A 20,218-nucleotide genomic window follows, 5' to 3' on the forward strand; every position below is an offset into this window, starting at 1 on the left:
GCGCGCGCGACGATCCCTTCGAGGTGACAGCCGATTGTTCCACGTGAACCCACGCTCCGCCGACGGCGGCCCGCTCGAATGTCACCCGTATCGAGAGGCGTAGATCACCCTCCCTCTTTCGGGGACTTCTCGCACCCCGAAGCAGCCTCGATGCTGTGAAAACGACCCAAGGAGGGCGGTATGGGAGCGGCACTGATCGGTGTCTTCATAGCAGTCGTCGCGGGGTTCGCCGCCGGCAGCGCCAACACCAAGGCCAAGCGCGCGCGGCTGGACTACTCGCGCACAAAGGCGCTGGTCCCGGGCGCGCGCAAGGCAGCGTGGTCGGAGAGCCTGCGAGGCCTTCGCGTGATCGCGACGGCGGCGGCGGTACTGGTAGCGCTGGCGATGGCGATGAACGTCATCGGGCAGCGCTGACCCCGTCCCTCAGCAAACTAGAGCGAAAAGTCCGATTTGTCAAGAATTGTTGGACGACAGCGACCGAAGCAGCACCGACGCCACGTCCACGACCTCGACGTCGTCAGGGGCGGCGCCCGCGGCCTTCTTGCCCGTGACCCCGTCGCCGAGCATCGTCAGGCAGAACGGGCAGGACACGGCCACCGTCTTCGCACCGGTCGACAGCGCCTCCTCGACGCGCTCGACGTTGATGCGCTTGCCGATCCGCTCCTCCATCCACATGCGCGCCCCACCGGCGCCGCAGCAGAACGAGCGCTCGGCGAAGCGGTCCATCTCGACCAGGCCGGCGTCGTCCCGGGAGGACGCGACCGCGCCGAGCACCTCGCGCGGCGGGGCGAAGACGCGGTTGTGCCGGCCCAGGTAGCACGGGTCGTGGTAGGTGATGGCGCCGTCGACCGGCTGCACCGGGGTGAGCTTGCCGGCCGAGACCAGCTGCGCCAGCAGCTGCGTGTGGTGGATGACCTCGAAGTGGCCGCCGAGCTGGCCGTACTCGTTGGCGAGGGTGTTGAAGCAGTGCGGGCAGGTCGCGACGATCTTCTTGACGCCGGCCTCGTTGAGCGTCTCGACGTTCTGCTGCGCGAGCATCTGGAAGACGAACTCGTTGCCGATGCGGCGGGCCGGGTCGCCGGTGCAGGTCTCGCCCTGGCCGAGGATCGCGAACGACACGCCCGCCTCGTTGAGCAGGGTGGCGACGGCGCGGGTCGTCTTCTTCGCGCGGTCCTCGAAGGCGCCGGCGCAGCCGACCCAGAACAGGTACTCGAAGTCGCCGCCGTCGGCCACGTTGGGCACCGTGAAGTCCAGACCCTTGGTCCAGTCCTCGCGGGTCGACTGGGCGGCGCCCCACGGGTTGCCCTTGTTCTCGAGGTTGCGGAGCATGACGCCCGCCTCGGTCGGGAAGTTCGACTCGATGAGCACCTGGTAGCGACGCATGTCGACGATGTGGTCGACGTGCTCGATGTCGACCGGGCACTGCTCGACGCAGGCGCCGCAGGTGGTGCACGACCACAGCACGTCGGGGTCGATGACGCCGTTCTCGTCGACGCCGCCGATCAGCGGGCGGTCCTTCTCCGCGAGGGCGAGGACGTCGACCTTGGCGAGCGCCTCCTCGGCCGCCGACGGGCCGCCCGCCAGCAGGTAGGGCGCCTTCGCGTAGGCGTGGTCGCGCAGGCTCAGGATCAGCAGCTTCGGCGAGAGCGGCTTGCCGGTGTTCCAGGCCGGGCACTGCGACTGGCACCGCCCGCACTCGGTGCAGGTGGAGAAGTCGAGGATGCCCTTCCACGTGAACTGCTCGACCTGCGCGACGCCGAACTGGTCCTTGTCCGGGTCGGCCTCCTCGAAGTCGAGCGGCTTGCCCTCGCTCATCATCGGCCGCAGGGCGCGCAGGCCCGAGCCGGCGCGGCCCGGCTCGCGCTTGAAGTAGATGTTGAAGAACGCCAGGAAGCGGTGCCAGGCGACGCCCATCGTGATGTTGCTGGCGATCACGATGACCCACGTCATCGAGACGACGATCTTCAGCATCGCGATGAGGCTGACGGCGGCGGCGCTGGCGGGCAGCACGGCGCCGAGGCCGTGGCTGACCGGCGCGGCCCACACCGGCCACTCGAGCGTGTCGTTGGCGGCCTTGAAGCCGCGGATGAAGAAGCCGCAGAGCAGGACGGCGAGGATCGTGTACTCGACGTAGTACGCCTGCCACATCGTCGAGCCGGTGAAGCGGGAGCGGCGGTTGGGGTTGCCCGGCAGGTTGCGCAGGCGGATGCCGATCAGGACCAGGATGCCGATGAAGCCGAGCACGCCGATCCACTCGGTGACCAGGCCGTAGACGTTCCAGGCGCCGATCAGCGGCAGGCCGTGGTCCGGGTCGGCGACCTCGAAGTACGCCTCCAGCACCAGCGACGACAGCGCCATGAAGGCGATCATGACGAACCAGTGCGCGGCGCCGACCACGGTCCACCGCAGCATCCTGGTGTGCCCCAGGGTCTCGGCGAGCATCGTCTTGAGGCGCAGGCCGCGCGGGCCGCTCCGGGACGGGTCGGGTTGACCCAGCCGCACCACGGAGAGCATCCGGCGCACGGTGCGCACGACGAGCACGATGGCCACGACGGTGATCACCGCCGCGACACTGGTCGCGATGATCTGCACTGGGCCCATGCCGTTTGCCTCCCACGCCGCTGGTCCTTCAGGAGACCTTAGTCCCCTTGGTTACTCATGAGTAACGTGAAGTTTGTCGCAGCACACGCTATGACGCGCGGGAGCGACACCACAGACGACGCCGCAAGTTGTGACGGAATAGCGCCAAATGCCCCCTCGGCGCGCGAACGCACCGAAGGGGCTGTGACGGAGCAGGGGACTAGATCAGCGCCACTTGGACAGGACGCCGAGCGAGGCCACGAGGAACCCGAACCCGATGGCCAGGTTCCAGTACTGCAGCTTGGCCACGGCGGAGAACGCTTCCACGTCGAAGAAGCCCTGCGTCAGGTAGTACGTCACCAGCCACCCGATGCCGATCACGATGAGACTCACCGCGAGGATCGGCACCCAGACCGGGCTCGGACGGCGCTTGGCGGCCACCGTCTCCTGTGGGCGCAACTCCGCCGGCGGCGTGTACACCTTCTTCTTACGAACTGTCGACTTCGGCACGGCGCTCTCCTGGAGGGGTCGTCTGGCCAACACTATCCACGTGACGCCGCCACCTCCGCCAGCGTCGGCCTGAATAATGTTCTACGTCTAGCGTAGTCAAGTCGGCACGCGTCCGGGGGGAGGGGTCGTGGTGGAGTACACATCAGGCGATTCCTCATGGGCCCGCGCCCTGCGCCGGCTCGGCCGCGCTATGCTGCCGCACCCCCGCAAGGGTCAGCGTTTCGGCTGGTCAGCGGCGACTCCGCTGGTGTTCGCGGCGGCCGGGCTGCTCTTCTCGCTGACGGCTGCGACCGCGGGCGGCACAGACCTGCGCGACGACCGGCGCCCCGAGCTGACCAACCTGATCGCTGGAAGAAAACAGGAAATCGCCACGGCCCGCGCCCGGGCCGCCCGGCTGCGCGGCGAGATCGAGGCGCAGCAGCAGAGCCAGGAGGGCGCGGACGGCGCCGTCGGCGAGCAACGCCGCCGCGGCGAGAGCCAGCTGGCCGGCGCCGGGCTGACCGCTGTGCACGGCCCGGGGCTCGTGGTCGTGCTCGACGACGCCCCCAGACGGCCCGACGGCAGCCGCCCGGCGGGTGCCCGTCCGGACGACCTCGTGGTCCACCAGCAGGACGTACAGGCCGTGGTCAACGCGTTGTGGGCCGGCGGCGCCGAGGCGATGACGCTCATGGGAGTCCGGGTCATCGCCACGAGCGCGGTACGCTGCGTTGGCAACACGCTGCTGCTCGACGGTCAGGTGTATTCGCCCCCGTTCGAGATCGCCGCGATCGGTGACCAGGTGCGCCTCCAGCGCTCCCTCGACGACACGGAGGGGGTTGCGCTGTTCAGGAACGCCGCGGACAACTTCGGTCTGGGCTACCAGGTGCGGATGGAGGCAGACGTGCGGGCGAAGGCCTACGACGGCTCCACCGCGCTCCGGTCGGCGACGACTGGGTCCTGACCATGAGCGGGGCGCAGCGGAGCGAGGAGCCGCGAACCATGAACGCAGCTTGGCTCAGGCCGACGCGGAAGGCGGCGGCATGAGCGACGCACACCGTCCCCGGCATCGCGCCCTCGACCAGGACGACATCGCGACCCGGATGATCCCCCGCATCCGGGACGACCGCCCGCCGATGGACGCCGCCGAGACCGCCACGGCGGGACCGGCGGACGCCACTGCCTACATCCCGAAGTTCACCGAGCACAGCGGGCCGCCGGGAGCGGCCGACGCCACCACGGTGCTGCCGAAGGTCCCCGCAACGGCGGAAACAACCCCAAAAGCCACCCCCCAGGATGAACCGGAAGCGACTACGGAGCCTGACGCCGAAAAGGGTGTCAAGGTCGTGCCGTTGCGGCCGGTCCGCACCCAGGAGGGTTATCGCAGCGTGTACTCCGAATACACGAGGACCACGTTCGGCACGGTCGTGCGGGCGGTCAGCCGGGGCACCGGCGAGCTGCTCATCACGTTCGGCCTCATCGTGCTGCTCTTCGCCGGCTACGAGGTCTGGGGCAAGTCGGCGATCGTCGAGGCGCACCAGGACGAGCTCAACCGCCAGCTGGAGCAGCAGTGGTCCCACCCGGAGCCCGACCCGACCGTGTCGCCGTCCGGACCACCGGCCCCGGTCGCCAAGCCCGCCAACGGGGCGGTGATCGCCTCCGTCCACATCCCGCGGCTCAAGAAGAAGTGGGCCGTCGTGCAGGGCGTGACCGCCGCCGACATCCGCTACGCGCCGGGGCACTACCCGGACACCGCGCTGCCGGGCCAGATCGGCAACTTCTCGATGGCCGGGCACCGCACGCCGGCGATCTGGTGGGACCTCGACCAGCTCAAGCCCAACGATCCGGTGGTCATCAAGACCCAGGACACCTGGTATGTCTACCGCGTGATCGGCCACGAGATCGTGCTGCCCACGGCGGTCCAGGTCGTCGCGCCCGTGCCGGGCAAGCCCGGGGCGGCCCCCACCGAGGCGCTGCTGACCATGACGACCTGCAACCCGAAGTTCAACAACTACCAGCGGCTCGTCGTGCACGCGAAGCTCGACCGGTCCCAGCCCGTCTCCGCCGGCGACCCCGCCGAGCTGAAGGGATAGCCGCGTGTACGGATGGATCTGGCGGCACATCCCGTTCAAGCAATGGCAGCTCAAGTCGCTGGTCTCGGTGATCCTGATCGGTGCGCTCGGGGCGCTGCTGTGGTACAAGGTCTTCCCGGCGGTCGAGCCGATCCTGCCGTTCGACGACGTCCAGGTCGAGACCACCGACCAGGACGGCGGACAACTGCAGCAGCCGAGCACAGACCCGTCGCAACGGCCGTCGACACAGTCGTCGACGCAGCCTTCCAAGCAGCCGTCGAAGCTGCCCACGAAGACGCCGTCAGCCCCGCAGGTCCTACCGAGCTAGGTGAGCCGCTTGCGCATCCTGGTCGTCGACAACTACGACTCGTTCGTGTTCAACCTGGTCCAGTACCTGGGCCAGCTCGGCGTCGAGTGCGACGTGCGCCGCAACGACGAGGTCTCGGTGGAGGAGATCGGCGCGGCGCGGCCGGCCGGCATCCTGCTCTCCCCGGGGCCGGGCACGCCGGAGCGGGCCGGGATCTGCATGGCGGTCATCCACGAGTACGCGGGCAAGATCCCGATCTTCGGGGTGTGCCTGGGGCACCAGGCGTTCGGCGCGGCGTTCGGCGCCACCGTGACCCGCGCACCCGAGCTGCTGCACGGGAAGACCTCTCTGGTCACCCACGGCGGCCAGGGCGTCCTCAAGGGGCTGCCGGACCCGTTCATCGCGACCCGCTACCACTCGCTCGCCGTGGTGGAGTCGACGCTGCCGCCCGAGATCGAGGTGACCGGCCGCACCGAGTCGGGCGTGATCATGGCGATGCGTCACCGTGAGCTGCCGATCGAGGGCGTGCAGTTCCACCCCGAGTCGGTGCTCACCCAGGGCGGCCACCAGATGCTGGCGAACTGGCTGGCCGCCTGCGGCCTGCCCGCCGCGCTGGAGCGGGCCCCGGAGCTCGTCGCCGAGGTGGAAGCCCGCCGGATCGCCGCGTTCGCGTAGGCGCACCTCGTGTGCGCCTACGCGGGCGAGCCTGTGCATAACCCTGTGGATAACTGCCGTGTTATCCACAGGGTACGTACGGTGATGGGTGGAAAAACCGGGTGAACCGGGCCTAATTGCCGGGCGAGGCGCTGCCGCTCGGCTTCGGTGAGCCGGACTGGTTGCCGCCCGCCAGCACCCCGATCTTCAGGGTGATCACATCGGTCTTCATCAGCACCCTGCCGGTCGGCTGCGACGCGCTGATGACCAGGCCGTCCTTGGTCGGGTCGATCACCTGCGTCTCCGTCGTCTTCGGGTCCGCCGTGAAGCCGGCCGTCTCGAGCAGCGCCTGCGCCTGGGCGAGGGTCTTGTTCGTGACGTCGGGCATGACCGCCTGGTTGAATCTGGAGACGTAGATCGTGACCGTGGAGCCGATCTTCACCGACGAGCCGGCCGGCGGGTCGGACTCGATGACCTCGTCCTTCGGCTGGTAGCCGTCCTTCGCGACGAAGTTGGGCTTCAGGTTGAGGGTGGCCAGCTGCTTGCTGGCTTCGTCCTTGGTGGACCGGATCAGGGTCGGGATCGTGGCCATCGTGGGCGCGCCGCAGAGTTCGTAGTCGATTTGGGTGCCCGCCTTGACCTCCTGGCCCTTCGGCGGGTTCTGCCGGGTGACCGTGCCGGTCTTGCAGTTCTCGTTGGCGCCGGGGCGCCCGTCGCCCTCCAGCTTCGCCTGCCGCAGCGCGTCGCGGGCCTCCTGCTCGCTCTTGCCGACGAGGTCAGGCACCGTCGCCATCGGCTCCTGGTTGGCCAGGTAGAGCCCGATCGACAGCGCGGCGACGGCGAGCAGGCTCAGCACCGTGAGCGCGACCACGATGCCGGTGGAGTTCTTCTGCTTCTGCCGCTGCGCGGCTCGGGCGGGCTGGCGCGAGGCGGGCGGCGCGGGCCGGTAGGCGGTCTGCGCCGCCATCACGGTCTGCATCTCGTCCTCGGTCATGACCGGCGGCGCCGACACGGGCCGGCCGGCCGCCGCACGCATGACGTCGGCACGCATCTCGCCGGCGCTCTGGTAGCGGTTGAGCGGATTCTTGGCCAGGGCCTTGAGCACGACCGCGTCGATGTCGGGGGTCACGTCGCGGTTGGTGCTGCTCGGCGGCCGCGGGTCCTCCCGGACGTGCTGGTAGGCCACCGACACCGGGTTGTCCCCGACGAACGGCGGATGGCCGCACAGCAGCTCGAAGAGCACGCAGCCGGACGCGTAGACGTCGCTGCGGGCGTCGACGGGCTCGCCGCGGGCCTGCTCCGGCGACAGGTACTGCGCGGTGCCGATGACCGCGGAGGTCTGCGTCATCGTCGTGGCACCGCTGGCCAGGGCCCGCGCGATGCCGAAGTCCATCACCTTGACCTGGCCGGTCTGGGTGAGCATCACGTTGCCGGGCTTGATGTCCCGGTGGATGATGCCGTGCCGGTGGCTGAACTCCAGCGCCGCGCAGATGTCGGCCGTGATCTCCAGGGCCCGCCTCGGCATGAGCCGCCCCTCGGCCGCGAGCACCTCTTTGAGGGTGCGGCCGTTGACGAACTCCATGACGATGTAGGGCAGCTCCTCGCCCGCCGGCCCCCGCTCCTCGCCGGTGTCATACACGGCGACGATCGCGGGGTGGTTGAGCGAGGCGGCATTCTGCGCCTCACGGCGGAACCTCAGCTGGAAGGTCGCGTCGCGGGCCAGGTCGGTGCGCAGGGTCTTGATCGCGACATCGCGGCCAAGGCGCAGGTCACGGCCCCGATGGACCTCGGCCATGCCGCCATAGCCAAGCAACTCCCCGACCTGGTAACGGCCGCCGAGGAGGCGAGGCTGGGCGGTCATGTCGTGTCGTCCTTCGGTCATCGACTCTTACCTTGCCACGTCTTGCGACGAGAACCCATTCCGATCCAGCCCGTCGGGACGATCCGGCCCGCCGGGACGCACCCGTCCGGTGGGACGGATCACCCTGTCTTGACGCACAGGCCGCCGACGTTTGTCTCGCCGGGCGGGCAGGACGGCTTGTTGCCGGCTGCCGGCGCGGACGAGTTGCCCGCGCTCGGCGACTCGTCGGCGCCACCGTTGTCGTCCGACGGCTCGGTGGTCGGCAGCTTGCCGCCGCCCTCCTGGTAGAACACCTCGATGTCGCCCACCGGGGTCGTCGGGCCGCACGGCTCGACCTTCAGCACCTGGCCCGGGATCGGCTTCTTGCCGTCCTGCGGGGTCTCCTTCACCTTGAAGCCCTGCCGCTGCAGCTGCCGCACCACGTTTGCCCGCGTCTGAAGCCTGGACCAGTCGCACGGGATGTTGACCGTCTTACCGGTCGGCTTCGCGCTGGACGGCGCCTGCGAGGCCGCCGCCGTGGTGCCCTGGGCGTTGGGCTCGTCCTTCGTGTCGTTGCCGCTCATCGCGTACCAGATGCCGCCGACACCAAGGAGCAGCACCAGGACGGCAGCGGCGGCGCCGAGCAGCACCATCGTGTTGCGGTTGCCGCCCGGCCGGTTGTTGGACGGCGGGGCCGGCTGGTAGCCGCCGGTGGGCGGGTAGTTGCCGGCGTCGCCGGGGAAGTACGCGGTCTCGTTGCTGGGCGGCGGCGGGACACCTGCCGCGCCCCGGGCTGCGTGCCCGGCACCTGCCGCGGCGACACCCGGCGGCGGTGGGACCGCGCCACCCGGCATGATCCGCGTGCCGCCGGCGCCGACGCCCGGCGAGGTGGGGGCGCCGCCGGAGACCGGGGTGCCGAACGCGCCCGACATGGGACCGCCGGAGACCGGAGGGCCGGAGACGGGGGTGTACGCGACGGGCGAGCCGGGCGGTCCGACCGGCGACCCGGGCGGGCCGAGCGGCGCCGCCATCGGGATGCCGGGGCCCGACGTGGTGCCGCCACCGGCGCCGGAGACCCGGCGGGCGGCCTGCGCGAGCGCGGCGGCGCTGGGCCAGCGGGCCGACGGGTCCTTGGCCATCGCACGCTCGACGAGCTGCGCGATCGGCGGCGGGATGTCGGCCGGCAGCGGCGGCGGCATGTCGCGGACGTGCCGCATCGCGATCTGCAGCGGGTTGTCGCCCTCGAAGGGGCGCTGCCCGGACAGGCACTGGTAGGCGACCACGCCGAGGGCGTACACGTCCGACAGCGGGGTGGCCTGCGCGCCGGAGGCCTGCTCCGGCGAGATGTAGGAGGCGGTGCCGAGCACCGAGCCGGCCGCGGTGAGCTGCGCGGCGGCGGCGGAGCGGGCGATGCCGAAGTCGGTGAGGACCAGCGTGCCGTTGGGCCGCACGAGCAGGTTGCCGGGCTTCACGTCGCGGTGGACGATGCCCTTCTCGTGCGCCGCGTGCAGCGCGTCGGCGGCCTGGGCGACGAGCGCCATGGCGCGGGCCGGGGTGAGCCGGCCGACGCGGGACAGCGTGCGGGAGAGGGCGTCGCCCTCCACGTACTCCATGATCAGGAAGGCGGTGCCGCCCTCGCTGCCGTAGTCGTAGATGTCCACCACGCCGGGGTGGTTGATGGTGGCCATGGTGCGCGCCTCGTCGCGGAAGCGCTGGGCGAAGCCGGCCTCCTCCAGCAGCGAGGGCAGCAGCACCTTGATCGCGACCGTGCGGCCGAGCACCTCATCGGTGCCACGCCACACGTCACCCATCCCACCGCCGGCGATGCGCTCGTCCAGGCGGTAGCGCCCACCCAACGTGGTGCCGGCGCTCAACATGTCGCGCACCTCATTATTTGATGCCCTTTTCGTCCGCGTATGCCTTCATGACCAGGCCGGCGATGCGAGCCGCCTCCGCGCTGCCACCCTTGCCAGCGTTCTCGAGGAAGACCGCGACCGAGACGATCGGCTTGCCGTCCTTCATTGCGAAGCCGATGAACCAGCCGTGGTCACCGGCATCGTCACCGTCCTCCGCCGTTCCGGTCTTACCACCAACCTGCAAGCCGGGGATGTTGGCGTTGCGGCCCGTGCCGTCACGGGCAGTGACGACACTGAACATCATCTGCTGCAGCGAAGCTGCCACGTCGCCGCTGATCGGGCGGCCCAGCTCCTTCGGGTCGGTCCGGTCAGCGTTGGACAGGTCGGCGTTCTGCAGACGGTCGACGATGTAGGGACGCATCTCGCGCCCCCCGTTGGCGACCGTCGACGCAATCATGGCGCCTTGCAGCGGAGACATCTTCACTTCCCGCTGTCCGATGCTCGACTGAGCCACGGCCGGCGGGTCGACGCGGTTGTCGTCGCCTGCGGTCATCGGGCCGGTGTGGCTGGCCGCGACGTTGCAGTAGTTCTTTTCCTGGTCCTCGATGAAGCGCGGCTGGGCCTCGAAGCCGAACGCCTGCGCCATCGACTTGAGCTTCTCCGCGCCGAGCCGCTCGACGCCCATGCGGGCGAAGACCGTGTTGCACGACACGGTCAGCGCCTGCTTCAGCGTGATCTGGTCGGGGCAGATGCCCTCGTGGGCGTTCTTGATGCGGAACGTCGAGGTCTGCGGCGGCTGGTAGAACTCGCCACCCGGCACGACCGAGTCGGGCGTCAGCGACGAGTCCGCGGACAGCGCCGCCGCCGACGTGATGATCTTGAAGGTCGACCCGGGCGGGTAGATCTCCTGCACCGCGCGGTTGAGCATCGGCTTGGCCGGGTCGCTGTCCAGCTTCTTGTAGTTGGCGCTGGCGGCGTTGATGTCGTGGGTGCTCAGCAGGTTGGGGTCGTAGCTGGGCAGCGACACCTCGGCGAGGATCGCCCCGGTGGCCGGGTCCATCGCCACGACCGCGCCGCTCTTCACGCCCTTCTTGTTGTTGCCGAGCTGGGTGTACGCGGCCTCCTGCGTCGCCTGCGACAGCGTCAGCAGCACGTTGCCGCCAGCTGGGTCCTTGCCCGTGAACAGCCCGGCGATCCGGTCGGCGGCCTGCTTGTCGGAGGTGCCGATCAGGAAGTCGTTGTTGAGCTTCTCCAGGTTGGTCGCGCCGAGGTTGACCGGCTTGAAGCCGATGACGTGCGCGTACTTGTCCTTGAGCGGGTACGTGCGGAGGAACTTCAGCGTGTCGCCGGTCTCCTGCGAGTCGGCGATCGCGATGCCCTGCGCGTTGATGATCTTGCCGCGGGCGCGCTCGTATTCGCTGGCCTGGACCCGGCCGTTGCGCGGGTGCGTCCGGTAGTCGTCGGCCTTGACCACCTGGCGGTAGTTCAGATTCACGAACAGCATCGCGAACAGCACCAGCGCCACGACGCCGACCCGGCGCAGTGGGGCGTTCATCGCACGACCTCCGTGGGAAGCTCTTGGATCTGGACCGGCGCGCCGCCCCCACCACCGGTGGACACCCCGCCCAGCCCGATCGACGGCGCACCGCCGGCCGGGCGTCGCGACGCGTCCGAGATGCGCAGCAGCAGACCGATCAGCAGCCAGTTGGCCACCAGCGACGAGCCACCCGCCGAGAGGAACGGCGTGGTCTGGCCCGTCAGCGGGATGAGCTGGCTGATGCCACCCACGATGACGAACACCTGCAACCCCAGCGTGAACGCGAGGCCACCGGCGAACAGCTTGCCGAAGGAGTCCCGCACGTTGATCGCGGCGCGCAGGCCCCGCTCGACCAGCAGCAGGTAGACCACGAGCAGGGCGGTCAGGCCGAAGAGCCCGATCTCCTCGCCCATGCCAGAGAAGATGAAGTCGGTGCGCACCTCGGGCACCTTGAGCGGCTGACCGGCACCGGGGCCGGCCCCGGTCAGGCCGCCGGTGCCCAGGCCGAGCAGCGACTGGACCAGCTGGTAGCCCTTGTTGTCCGCGTCGGCGAACGGGTCGAGCCAGGTGGTCGCGCGCTCGGAGAAGTTGAGGAACGGGCCGCCGACGGTCTTGCCGAGGAAGTACGCGAGGAACGCGCCGCCGAGGAAGAACGCCAGGCCGATGATGAGCCAGCTGACCCGGACCGTCGCGATGTAGAGCGTCACGACGAACATGCCGAAGTACATGAGCGAGGTGCCGAGGTCCTTCTCAAAGACGAGGACCATCAGCGACAGCAGCCAGACCAGCACGACCGGGCCCAGGTCGCGGCCGCGGGGGAAGTCGACGCCGAGGATGCGCTTGCTCGCCATCGACAGCACCTCGCGCTTGCGCACCAGGTAGTAGGCGAAGAAGACCAGCAGGCAGATCTTGGCGAACTCACCGGGCTGGATCGAGAAGCCCGGGAACTTGATCCACAGCTTTGCGCCGTTGATCGAGGAGAACCGCGCTGGCAGCACCGCCGGGATCAGCACCAGCACGATGCCGGCGAGGCCCAGCGTGTACGCGTAACGGGACAGCGACCGGTGGTCCCGCACGATCGCCATCAGGACGATCGCGCCGACCACGGCCGCGGCGGTCCACCCGAGCTGGCGGAAGCCGTCGCCGCCGAAGACGCTCAGGTCGGCCCGTTGGGGGGCCTTGGTGTTGGCGAGGTCGAGCCGGCGCAGGAAGGCGACGCCTAGGCCGTTGATCAGCGCGACCGCCGGCAGGATCACCGGGTCGGCGTACGGCGCCAGGAACCGGATCGCCATGTGGGCGACCCCGAAGATGATCGCGAGGATCGCGGTCTGCACCCAGAAGTCCGGGGTGATCTCGCCGATCGCGTTGCCCTCGACGACCCCCGCGTAGATGACCAGGATCGCGGCGACGAACAGCAGCAGCCCCAGCTCGACGTTGCGCCGGGTGCCCGGCTGCGGCGCACCTGCCCCGCCACCCGGGTCCATGGGCGACGGGGAAGGGATGGCTGTTGCGGTCACAGCAGAATTCCTCTTGGCCTCGCGGTCAGGGTCATCGTCGGATCAGCAGCTGGCGGACGGGGTCGGGGTCTCGGACGCCATCGGCGGCTCGGTGGTCACCGCGGCCGTGGTCGGCGCCGGCGACGCGGCACCCGTGCCGGCCGAGACGCTGGAGGTCATGCTGGGCACGACCGCGCCGGTGGGGCTGGCGGACGCGTCGGTGGTCGGCTCGCCGCTCGGGCACGGCTGCTTCCGCGACGGGTTCTCGGGGTCGGTCAGCGCCGCGAGCTTGTCCTTGGCCTGGTCCAGGCTGTCGACCTGGATGCCCTGCTTGACCGTGCCCTGGGCGGCCGGGGTCAGGTCGTCGAGCTTGAGCTCGCTCGACTCGTAGACCTCGGACAGATCGATCCAAGCGATCTTGCCCGGGACGCCCTTGAAGATCGCGACGGTGCCGTCGTCGGTCGCGCCCACGTAGTAGCGCGACTGGGTGACGCTCCACCCGTACCAGAGGCCACCGCCGAGCAGGCCCAGCAGCACCACCAGCAGGACGACGGTGCGCACCGGGTGGCGCTTCGGGCGGCCGGCCTCGTCACGGGCGGTCGCCGCGGCGTGCGCCCGCGCATCCTCGTCGGACTCCGGCACCGGCGGGCGCGGCGCGGCGAGCGCGGCACCCCGGGCCGAGGACATCGACTGGTCGGCGGACGTGGCCATGCCGCGGTCCTGGGCGGCCGCACCCCCAACGATCGGCCGCTCCTCGACGATGTCCTCGTCGGTGACGTCGGCGACGATCACGGTGATGTTGTCCGGGCCGCCACCGCGCAGGGCGAGCTCGATGAGCCGGCCGGCGCACTGGTTGGGGTCGACGTACTCGCGCAGCGTCGACTCGATCGTCTCGGCGCTGACCACGCCGGAGAGCCCATCGCTGCACAGCAGGTAGCGGTCGCCCGTCTTGACCTGGCGCACCGAATACTCGGGGTCGGCGTCGCGCCCGTCGAGGGCGCGCGTCAGCAGCGAGCGCTGGGGATGGCTGTTGGCCTCCTCCAGGCTGATCCGGCCCTCGTCGACGAGCATCTGGACGTACGTGTCGTCCTTGGTCACCTGGGCGAACTCTCCGTCACGCACGATGTACGCGCGGGAGTCGCCGATGTGGACCATGCCCATCTTGGTGCCGGAGAACAGCATGGCGGTGAGGGTGGTGCCCATGCCTTCCATGGCCGGGTTTTCCTCGACGGCGTCGCGGATCTGCTGGTTGGCCAGGTCGACGGCGCCGCGAAGCGTGTCGATCATGGCGTTGCCGGGCACATCCTCGTCGAGCGGCGCCATGGTGGCGATGACGATGTTGCTGGCGACGTCACCGGCGGCCATGCCGCCCATTCCGTCGGCAACGGCGAGCAGCCGCGGTCCGGCGTAGACGGAGTCCTGGTTCCCACTCCGAATCAGACCGCGGTCACTGCGGGCCGCGTAGCGCAAGGTGAGGGTCATGGCCGTAACTCGAGAGAAGTGCGGCCGATGCGAATCGGCACGCCGAGGGGGACGGGGGTAGGTGCGCCGACCTTGGTCTTGTCGAGGTAGGTGCCGTTGGTCGAGCCGAGATCCTCGAGGTACCACTGGCCGGCGCGGGGCACGAGGCGGGCGTGCTTCGCCGAGGCGTAGTCATCGGTGATCACCAGCGTCGAATCCTCGGCGCGGCCGATTGTGATCGGCGCCTCACCGAGTGTGATCCGGGTGCCCGCCAGTGAGCCGGCGGTGACGAAGAGCTGGTGGGCGGTCTTGCCGCGCTTCACCTTCGCCGGACGGCCAGGAGCCGTCGCCGCACCAACCCCCCGGGGCGCGGCGACGATCCGGCTCGTTCGAGAGCCCGCGAACAGGTCGCGCCGGATCACTCCCACCACCGTGAACACGAAGATCCACAGCAGCACGAGCAGCCCGTAGCGGGCGACCGTAATGACAAATTCCATCTACGACCTATCAGGGGCCCGGAGGCCCGGTCGAGCAGGTGCACTCATGCAGATCCGCCTAACGTCGACCACGTGGTGCAGGACTTCAGCCATCCACGCGGTAGGTGAGCGTGGTCGTGCCGAGCTGGATCATGTCACCGGGATTCAACGCGACCGCGGAGACGCGTTGCCCGTTGACCATCGTGCCGTTCGTCGAGCCGAGATCGGTGAGCACCACCTGCGCACCGTCGAAGTCGAGTCGCGCGTGACGGCGCGAGATGCCGACATCTGGCAGGCGCATGTTGGCCTGATCGCCCCGGCCGATCACGGTCGAGCCGATCGACAGAGGGTAGCTTCGCCCGTCGCCGGACACCAGTCGTACGTTGCGGGCGGGCCCACCGGGGCCGCCGGGGCCGGGGCCGTAGCCGCCGCCCTGGTTGTAGCCGCCGTAGGGGTCGGGCGCGGCCTGCGGCGCGACCTCGCCGCCGGTGTAGACCTCGGCCGTGACCCGGAACATGCCGGTGTCGAGGCCGTCGCCCCGCTCGATCTCGACGATCACGTCGCCGTAGACCGTCCACCCCTGCTCGCCGATGAACTCCGCCTGCGACTGGGCGAGCTCCTGGGCGAGCGCGGCGGCGTACGGCGCCAGCCGACTGTGGTCATAGGGCGACAGGTCGATCACGTAGCGATTCGGCACGAGCGTGCGCCCGCCAGCCAGAATCGCCTTGTGGGCTTCCGCCTCCCGTTGCATGGCGTTGAGGATCTCCACGGGGTGGACGACCCCCTTGAAGACCTTTGCGAAGGCCCCCTCGACCAGGCCCTCTAGGCGCTTCTCGAAGCGCTGCAGCACACTCACCGGTTCCTCCTCGGGTTCCGAGGTCATGATGGTATCCGGACGTCGCACGCCCGGTTGCATCCTCACCGGCTAGCCCGTGCTACTCTTCCGTGGCGCCCAGGGCAGCCTAGTACTAACCCGGTGAAAACGCCGAGTTGGCACACGCTACGCTGGGGCACTGCCAGGGGAAGTGGCGGAATGGCAGACGCGCACGGTTCAGGTCCGTGTGCCCGAAAGGGCGTGGGGGTTCAACTCCCCCCTTCCCCACACAACGGTGAGCGCACTCTGTTCGCGGAGTGCGCTCACTTTTTCGTTGCGTCCTCCCTCGCGCGAGGCTGACGCCTCGCTCCCCATTGGGGGAGCTGCGCTCCACCCACGCCCCCTCAAGAGCGGCGGGTGGTCGGACTTTGTCTTGGTCGTGCGTCAAAATAGCGACTCTCGCGTGCGGGGTATGCTCGGCCGGTCCTGCTGGAGTGGCAAGGAGTTCTGCTCGTGAGCGTCGTCATCGTCACCGGGTCTGCCGGGTTGATCGGGTCCGAGGCTGTCCGACACTTTGCCTCGTTGGGGCTGGATGTCGTCGGCATCGACAACGACATGCGGAAGCAGTTCTTCGGGGCGGAGGCCTCGACCGCGTGGAACGTGGTGGGGCTGACGAGCGACCTCGGGGACGCATACACGCACCATGACGTGGACATCCGGGACCGGGACGCGCTGGCTGCCATCTTCAGGCGCTACGGCAAGGACGTGGCGCTGGTCGTGCACACCGCGGCGCAGCCGAGTCACGACTGGGCGGTGCGAGACCCGTTCACGGACTTCGACGTGAACGCCGGCGGCACGCTCAACATGCTGCAGAACGTGCGGGAGCACTGCATCGAGGCGCCGTTCATCCACTGTTCGACCAACAAGGTGTATGGCGACCGGCCCAACAGCCTGCCGCTGGTCGAGCAGGAGACGCGGTGGGAGATCGAGGCGGGTCACCCGTACGAGAACGGCATCAAGGAGGACATGTCGATCGACGCCTGTCTGCATTCCGTCTTCGGGGCCTCGAAGGTCGCCGCCGACGTGATGGTGCAGGAGTACGGGCGCTACTTCGACATGAAGACCGCGTGCTTCCGGGGTGGGACGCTGACCGGGCCGGCGCACTCGGCCACCGAGCTGCACGGCTTCCTCGGGTACGTGATGCGGTGCGCGATGGAGCGCCGCACGTACAAGATCTTCGGGTACAAGTGCAAGATGGTCCGCGACGCGATCCACTCGCACGACGTGGTCGCCGCGTTCGAGGCCTTCTTCCGGGCGCCGCGTAGCGCCGCGGTCTACAACCTCGGTGGCGGGCGGCACTCCAACACCTCGCACCTGGAGGTGTTCGCGCTCGCGCAGCGGATCACCGGCAACGAGATGGTCACCGAATACCACGAGGCCAACCGGGTCGGCGACCACCAGTGGTGGATCGGGTCCAACGAGCGCTTCCAGCTGGACTACCCGGACTGGAAGCAGGTGTACGACGTGCCGATGATCTGTCAGGAGATCTACGAGGCCAACGTCGGCAAGTGGACCCCGGCGGCCTGACTTGATCGACCAGGGGAAGCAGAACGTCCTCGGCGTGCAGGTCAGCGCCGTCGACTACGACAGCGCCGTCGAGATGGTCATGAGCGCCGCCCGGGAGGGCCGGCCGCTCGCGGTGACGGCGCTCGCCGTGCACGGTGTGATGACCGGCGTGCAGGACAAGGCGCACGGCGCCAGGCTCAACGCGTTCGACCTCGTGACGCCCGACGGTCAGCCGGTGCGCTGGGCGCTCAACCTGCTGCACCGCGCGCGGCTCGCCGACCGGGTCTATGGCCCGGAGCTCACGCTGCGGGTCCTGCGGGCCAGCGCGGAGCAGGGTCTGCCGGTGTACCTGTACGGCTCGACCGAGCAGACGCTCGAACTTCTGATCAGCAAGCTGCACGAGCGGTTCCCGGCGCTCAAGATCGCCGGCATGGAGGCGTCGAAGTTCCGCTCGGCGCAGCCGGGTGAGCCCGAAGAGATCGCGGCGCGGATCAAGGCGTCCGGCGCGCGCGTGGTGATGGTCGGCCTCGGCTGCCCCCGCCAGGAGATCTTCGTCTACGGCATGCGCCACCTGGTGGACGCGCCGATGCTGGCGGTGGGCGCGGCATTCGACTATCACGCCGGCGGGCTGAAGAACCCGCCCGCGTGGATGCAGAAGTACGCCCTGGAGTGGCTGTGGCGGCTCGGCCTGGAGCCCAAGCGGCTCTGGCGCCGCTACGTGCTGCTCAACCCGGCCTACCTGGCCCGGCTCGGCGCGCAGAAGACCCGCCTGTGGCGGGCCACGCCGCCGGCGCCGGCCACGGAGCCGCTGAGCACGTTCGCGGTCTGAAGCCCGGCGGGTAGCCCGTCCGGAAGCACAGCATGAAAGCACAGCATGACGCCGGCCCCCTCGGGGACCGGCGTCAGTGTTTGTCCGTGCTCAGCGACCGGTGATCGCGTCGACCTTGACGGCGCGGCGCTTGAAGGTGCCGCGCTTCTCCAGCGCGCGCTCGGCCGGCACCAGCATGAGTGCCAGCGGCGCCGCGATGTACCAGCGGTCGAGCAACACGTAAGCGACGATGTTCATGACGACGCCGAACGCGTAGAGGCCGATCAGCCAGTCCACGCGCTTCTCGCCGATCCCGCGCTTGTGGTAGGCGTCAAGCACGCCGAATGCACCGATGCTGAGGGCCAGGAGGCCGCCGCCACTCATCAATGCGAACATCAAATCAGACACGTCACTCACCCTTGCCTCCCCGTTCCTACCAGCGAACCCGCCCAAAGCTAAGCGGACATTTCAAGATCGACCATCAACTTTGCGACACCCGACCCGGGCCGAACGTAGCGCACCAATCGGACATTCAGCCGATATCACTGATCTTGCTCTTCAGCAGTGCGCGAGTGTCGTCGTCGCAGGCAGCGCCCGCGACGCCGGCCAGGTAGGCGTCCTTCGCACTGAGACCGAGATCGGCAGCGACGCGGTGCTCTTGAGCCAGATCGGTGTTGAACATCGCCGGGTCGTCGGTGTTGACCGTGCAGGGCACCCCCGCCGCCAGCAGGGCCGGCAACGGGTGCGACGCGAGCGACTCTACCGACCGGGTCCGCACGTTCGAGGTCGGGCAGACGTCCAGCACCAGCCCCCGGTCGACGATCTCTGCCAGTACACCGGCATCGTCGACGGCACGGATGCCGTGCCGCAGCCGGTCGGGTGCGAGGGTCAGGATCTCGCGGACCGACTCGGCGCCGGCCGACTCGCCGGCGTGCGGCACGATCGCCAGTCCGCCGTCGCGGGCCAGCTCGAACGCCTTCGCGTAGGTCGTCGCGGGGCCCGCCTGCTCGTTGCCGCCGAGGCCGAGGCCGACGATGCCCCGGTCCGCGTAGCGCACGCTCCACCGGGCGACGTCCTCCGCCACGTCGACCGGCATGCCCCGGTAGAGGTCCGGGGTCAGCCGGACGATCACGCCATGCCGCTCCCGCGCCTCGACGATGCCGTCGGTGTAGCCCTCGTACAGGTCCTCCCAGGCCACACCGCGCTGGGCCCGCTCCCCGGGAGAGAAGATCGCCTCCAGGTACACGGCACCGTGCGACGCGGCCACGCCGGCGTAGTCGACCACGATCTGCCGGAAGTCGTCCGCGGTGCGCAGGCAGTTCGTGGTGAGGATCCAGACCTCGACGAACTTCTTGAAGTCGGTGAACTCATACAGCCCCAGCACGCCCTCGACGGTGTCGACCGGCAGCGGCAGGTCGTTGCGCCGGGCGATCTCCAGCAGCGTCGCGGGCGGGATCGCCCCTTCGAGGTGCACGTGCAGCTCGATCTTGGGATAACTCATGGGTTCAACTTATCGACGGGCCCGGCGCGCTCGCGCGCACCGGAGCCCGTCCGACCTCCCCAGGTCGAGCCTCCCTGCTTTCTACGGCATGGGATTCGACCTGTCGACCGGCGAGCTACTTCAGGCCTCGGGCCTCTTGCGAGTAGATGAGCTCCAGGATCGAGCGGGCCGCCTCGAACCAGCGGTCCAGCCACTCCTGCTGCGGCATGGTGCCCTTCGGCGGCAGCTCCAGCAGGAGCCCCCGCAGCAGCGGGTGGTCGGCCATCGACTGGCTGGGGCCGTCGAGCCAGGAGTCCTGCAGCACGCCGCCGCGGCCGAACATCGGCTCGGTCAGCGGGCTGAGGTCCGCCACCAGGGACGACTCGGGCAGCTTCGGCGGCGTCAGCGATGCGGCGATCGGCGAGTTGTCCAGCGGCAGGGACGCACGGTCCAGTGGTGACGAGGCACGGTCCAACGGCGACGAGGCACGGTCCAACGGCGACGAGGCGCGGTCCAGCGGCGAGCCGTTGCGCGGCGACAGTTCGTCGATCGGCCCGTCGCCGATGACGTCCCGGCGGCCGCCCGGGCGGTAGCTACCGAGCTGCCCGGAGAAACGGTCGTCGGTCTTCGACGAACCGTTGCCGAAGTTGTCGGGGCCATTGTTCATCGGATACAAGCCTTATCTGACTCGGGTGTTCGGATCTGGCGTGAAGTTCCTGAGCGCTCATTGAATACAACGATGACCGGCCCGGTCCGCAACGGCGATACCACCGTCGCGGGCCGGG

Annotated in this window: 18 protein-coding genes, 1 tRNA gene and 1 pseudogene; 8 read left to right on the top strand and 12 right to left on the bottom strand. The window is 69.4% G+C overall.

Features of this window, described 5'->3' with window-relative positions:
* Positions 1–180: 180 nt before the first annotated feature.
* Positions 181–414: a hypothetical protein gene (locus ACQEVZ_RS26125; protein ID WP_344508383.1), complete on the top strand. Its 234-nt coding sequence runs from the start codon at positions 181–183 to the stop codon at positions 412–414.
* 39 nt (positions 415–453) lie between these two features.
* Here the strand turns inward: ACQEVZ_RS26125 and ACQEVZ_RS26130 are convergent, their stop codons facing one another.
* Both ACQEVZ_RS26130 and ACQEVZ_RS26135 read right to left on the bottom strand, forming a co-directional pair.
* On the bottom strand, positions 454–2,601 hold the full coding sequence (locus ACQEVZ_RS26130) for a (Fe-S)-binding protein (RefSeq protein WP_433371048.1): 2,148 nt from the start codon (positions 2,599–2,601) through the stop codon (positions 454–456).
* Between the two features lie 204 nt (positions 2,602–2,805).
* Positions 2,806–3,090, bottom strand: a complete 285-nt coding sequence (locus ACQEVZ_RS26135; protein WP_360568745.1) for a cell division protein CrgA — start codon at positions 3,088–3,090, stop codon at positions 2,806–2,808.
* A 130-nt stretch (positions 3,091–3,220) separates the two neighbouring features.
* Between ACQEVZ_RS26135 and ACQEVZ_RS26140 the strand changes: the two genes are divergently transcribed.
* From ACQEVZ_RS26140 to ACQEVZ_RS26155, 4 genes are all read left to right on the top strand, one after another.
* Positions 3,221–4,030: a DUF881 domain-containing protein gene (locus ACQEVZ_RS26140; RefSeq protein WP_344508389.1), complete on the top strand. Its 810-nt coding sequence runs from the start codon at positions 3,221–3,223 to the stop codon at positions 4,028–4,030.
* 79 nt (positions 4,031–4,109) lie between these two features.
* Positions 4,110–5,159: a class E sortase gene (locus ACQEVZ_RS26145; RefSeq protein ID WP_433371053.1), complete on the top strand. Its 1,050-nt coding sequence runs from the start codon at positions 4,110–4,112 to the stop codon at positions 5,157–5,159.
* A 4-nt stretch (positions 5,160–5,163) separates the two neighbouring features.
* Entirely contained in the window at positions 5,164–5,466 is a 303-nt protein-coding gene (locus ACQEVZ_RS26150; RefSeq protein WP_363393510.1) for a hypothetical protein, read from the top strand.
* Positions 5,467–5,475: 9 nt separating this feature from the next.
* Positions 5,476–6,120: an aminodeoxychorismate/anthranilate synthase component II gene (locus tag ACQEVZ_RS26155; protein ID WP_344508394.1), complete on the top strand. Its 645-nt coding sequence runs from the start codon at positions 5,476–5,478 to the stop codon at positions 6,118–6,120.
* Between the two features lie 112 nt (positions 6,121–6,232).
* Here ACQEVZ_RS26155 and pknB read toward each other — a convergent pair whose 3' ends face one another.
* From pknB to ACQEVZ_RS26190, 7 genes and pseudogenes are all read right to left on the bottom strand, one after another.
* Positions 6,233–7,960, bottom strand: coding sequence for a Stk1 family PASTA domain-containing Ser/Thr kinase (gene pknB / locus ACQEVZ_RS26160; protein ID WP_433376992.1), 1,728 nt, complete (start codon positions 7,958–7,960; stop codon positions 6,233–6,235).
* Positions 7,961–8,550: 590 nt separating this feature from the next.
* Positions 8,551–9,816, bottom strand: a pseudogene (locus ACQEVZ_RS26165) (serine/threonine-protein kinase); the annotation flags it as partial.
* Positions 9,817–9,829: 13 nt separating this feature from the next.
* Entirely contained in the window at positions 9,830–11,350 is a 1,521-nt protein-coding gene (locus tag ACQEVZ_RS26170; RefSeq protein WP_433371058.1) for a peptidoglycan D,D-transpeptidase FtsI family protein, read from the bottom strand.
* Positions 11,347–12,849, bottom strand: a complete 1,503-nt coding sequence (locus tag ACQEVZ_RS26175) for an FtsW/RodA/SpoVE family cell cycle protein (RefSeq protein ID WP_433371061.1) — start codon at positions 12,847–12,849, stop codon at positions 11,347–11,349. The genes ACQEVZ_RS26170 and ACQEVZ_RS26175 overlap by 4 nt, the downstream gene beginning before the upstream one ends.
* A gap of 42 nt (positions 12,850–12,891) precedes the next feature.
* Positions 12,892–14,310: a BofC C-terminal domain-containing protein gene (locus tag ACQEVZ_RS26180; RefSeq protein WP_354889616.1), complete on the bottom strand. Its 1,419-nt coding sequence runs from the start codon at positions 14,308–14,310 to the stop codon at positions 12,892–12,894.
* Positions 14,307–14,786: an FHA domain-containing protein FhaB/FipA gene (locus tag ACQEVZ_RS26185; RefSeq protein ID WP_327007183.1), complete on the bottom strand. Its 480-nt coding sequence runs from the start codon at positions 14,784–14,786 to the stop codon at positions 14,307–14,309. The genes ACQEVZ_RS26180 and ACQEVZ_RS26185 overlap by 4 nt, the downstream gene beginning before the upstream one ends.
* 85 nt (positions 14,787–14,871) lie before the next feature.
* Positions 14,872–15,648 (bottom strand): DUF3662 and FHA domain-containing protein, encoded by a 777-nt coding sequence (locus ACQEVZ_RS26190; RefSeq protein ID WP_344508403.1) that lies wholly within the window; start codon positions 15,646–15,648, stop codon positions 14,872–14,874.
* A 136-nt stretch (positions 15,649–15,784) separates the two neighbouring features.
* On the opposite strand from ACQEVZ_RS26190, the gene ACQEVZ_RS26195 reads away from it, so the two are divergent.
* From ACQEVZ_RS26195 to ACQEVZ_RS26205, 3 genes are all read left to right on the top strand, one after another.
* A tRNA-Leu gene (locus ACQEVZ_RS26195) sits at positions 15,785–15,867 on the top strand.
* 225 nt (positions 15,868–16,092) lie between these two features.
* On the top strand, positions 16,093–17,166 hold the full coding sequence (locus ACQEVZ_RS26200; RefSeq protein WP_433371066.1) for an NAD-dependent epimerase/dehydratase family protein: 1,074 nt from the start codon (positions 16,093–16,095) through the stop codon (positions 17,164–17,166).
* A 73-nt stretch (positions 17,167–17,239) separates the two neighbouring features.
* On the top strand, positions 17,240–17,974 hold the full coding sequence (locus ACQEVZ_RS26205) for a WecB/TagA/CpsF family glycosyltransferase (RefSeq protein ID WP_433376995.1): 735 nt from the start codon (positions 17,240–17,242) through the stop codon (positions 17,972–17,974).
* A gap of 90 nt (positions 17,975–18,064) precedes the next feature.
* Here ACQEVZ_RS26205 and ACQEVZ_RS26210 read toward each other — a convergent pair whose 3' ends face one another.
* The 3 genes from ACQEVZ_RS26210 to ACQEVZ_RS26220 form a co-directional block, all read right to left on the bottom strand.
* Positions 18,065–18,370: a hypothetical protein gene (locus tag ACQEVZ_RS26210; protein ID WP_360568737.1), complete on the bottom strand. Its 306-nt coding sequence runs from the start codon at positions 18,368–18,370 to the stop codon at positions 18,065–18,067.
* Positions 18,371–18,485: 115 nt separating this feature from the next.
* Positions 18,486–19,454, bottom strand: coding sequence for an adenosine deaminase (gene add / locus ACQEVZ_RS26215; RefSeq protein WP_433371069.1), 969 nt, complete (start codon positions 19,452–19,454; stop codon positions 18,486–18,488).
* 115 nt (positions 19,455–19,569) lie between these two features.
* Entirely contained in the window at positions 19,570–20,100 is a 531-nt protein-coding gene (locus tag ACQEVZ_RS26220) for a hypothetical protein (RefSeq protein WP_433371072.1), read from the bottom strand.
* Positions 20,101–20,218 lie beyond the last annotated feature (118 nt).

The organism is Dactylosporangium sp. CA-152071, assembly GCF_050936335.1.
Lineage (GTDB): Bacteria > Actinomycetota > Actinomycetes > Mycobacteriales > Micromonosporaceae > Dactylosporangium > Dactylosporangium maewongense.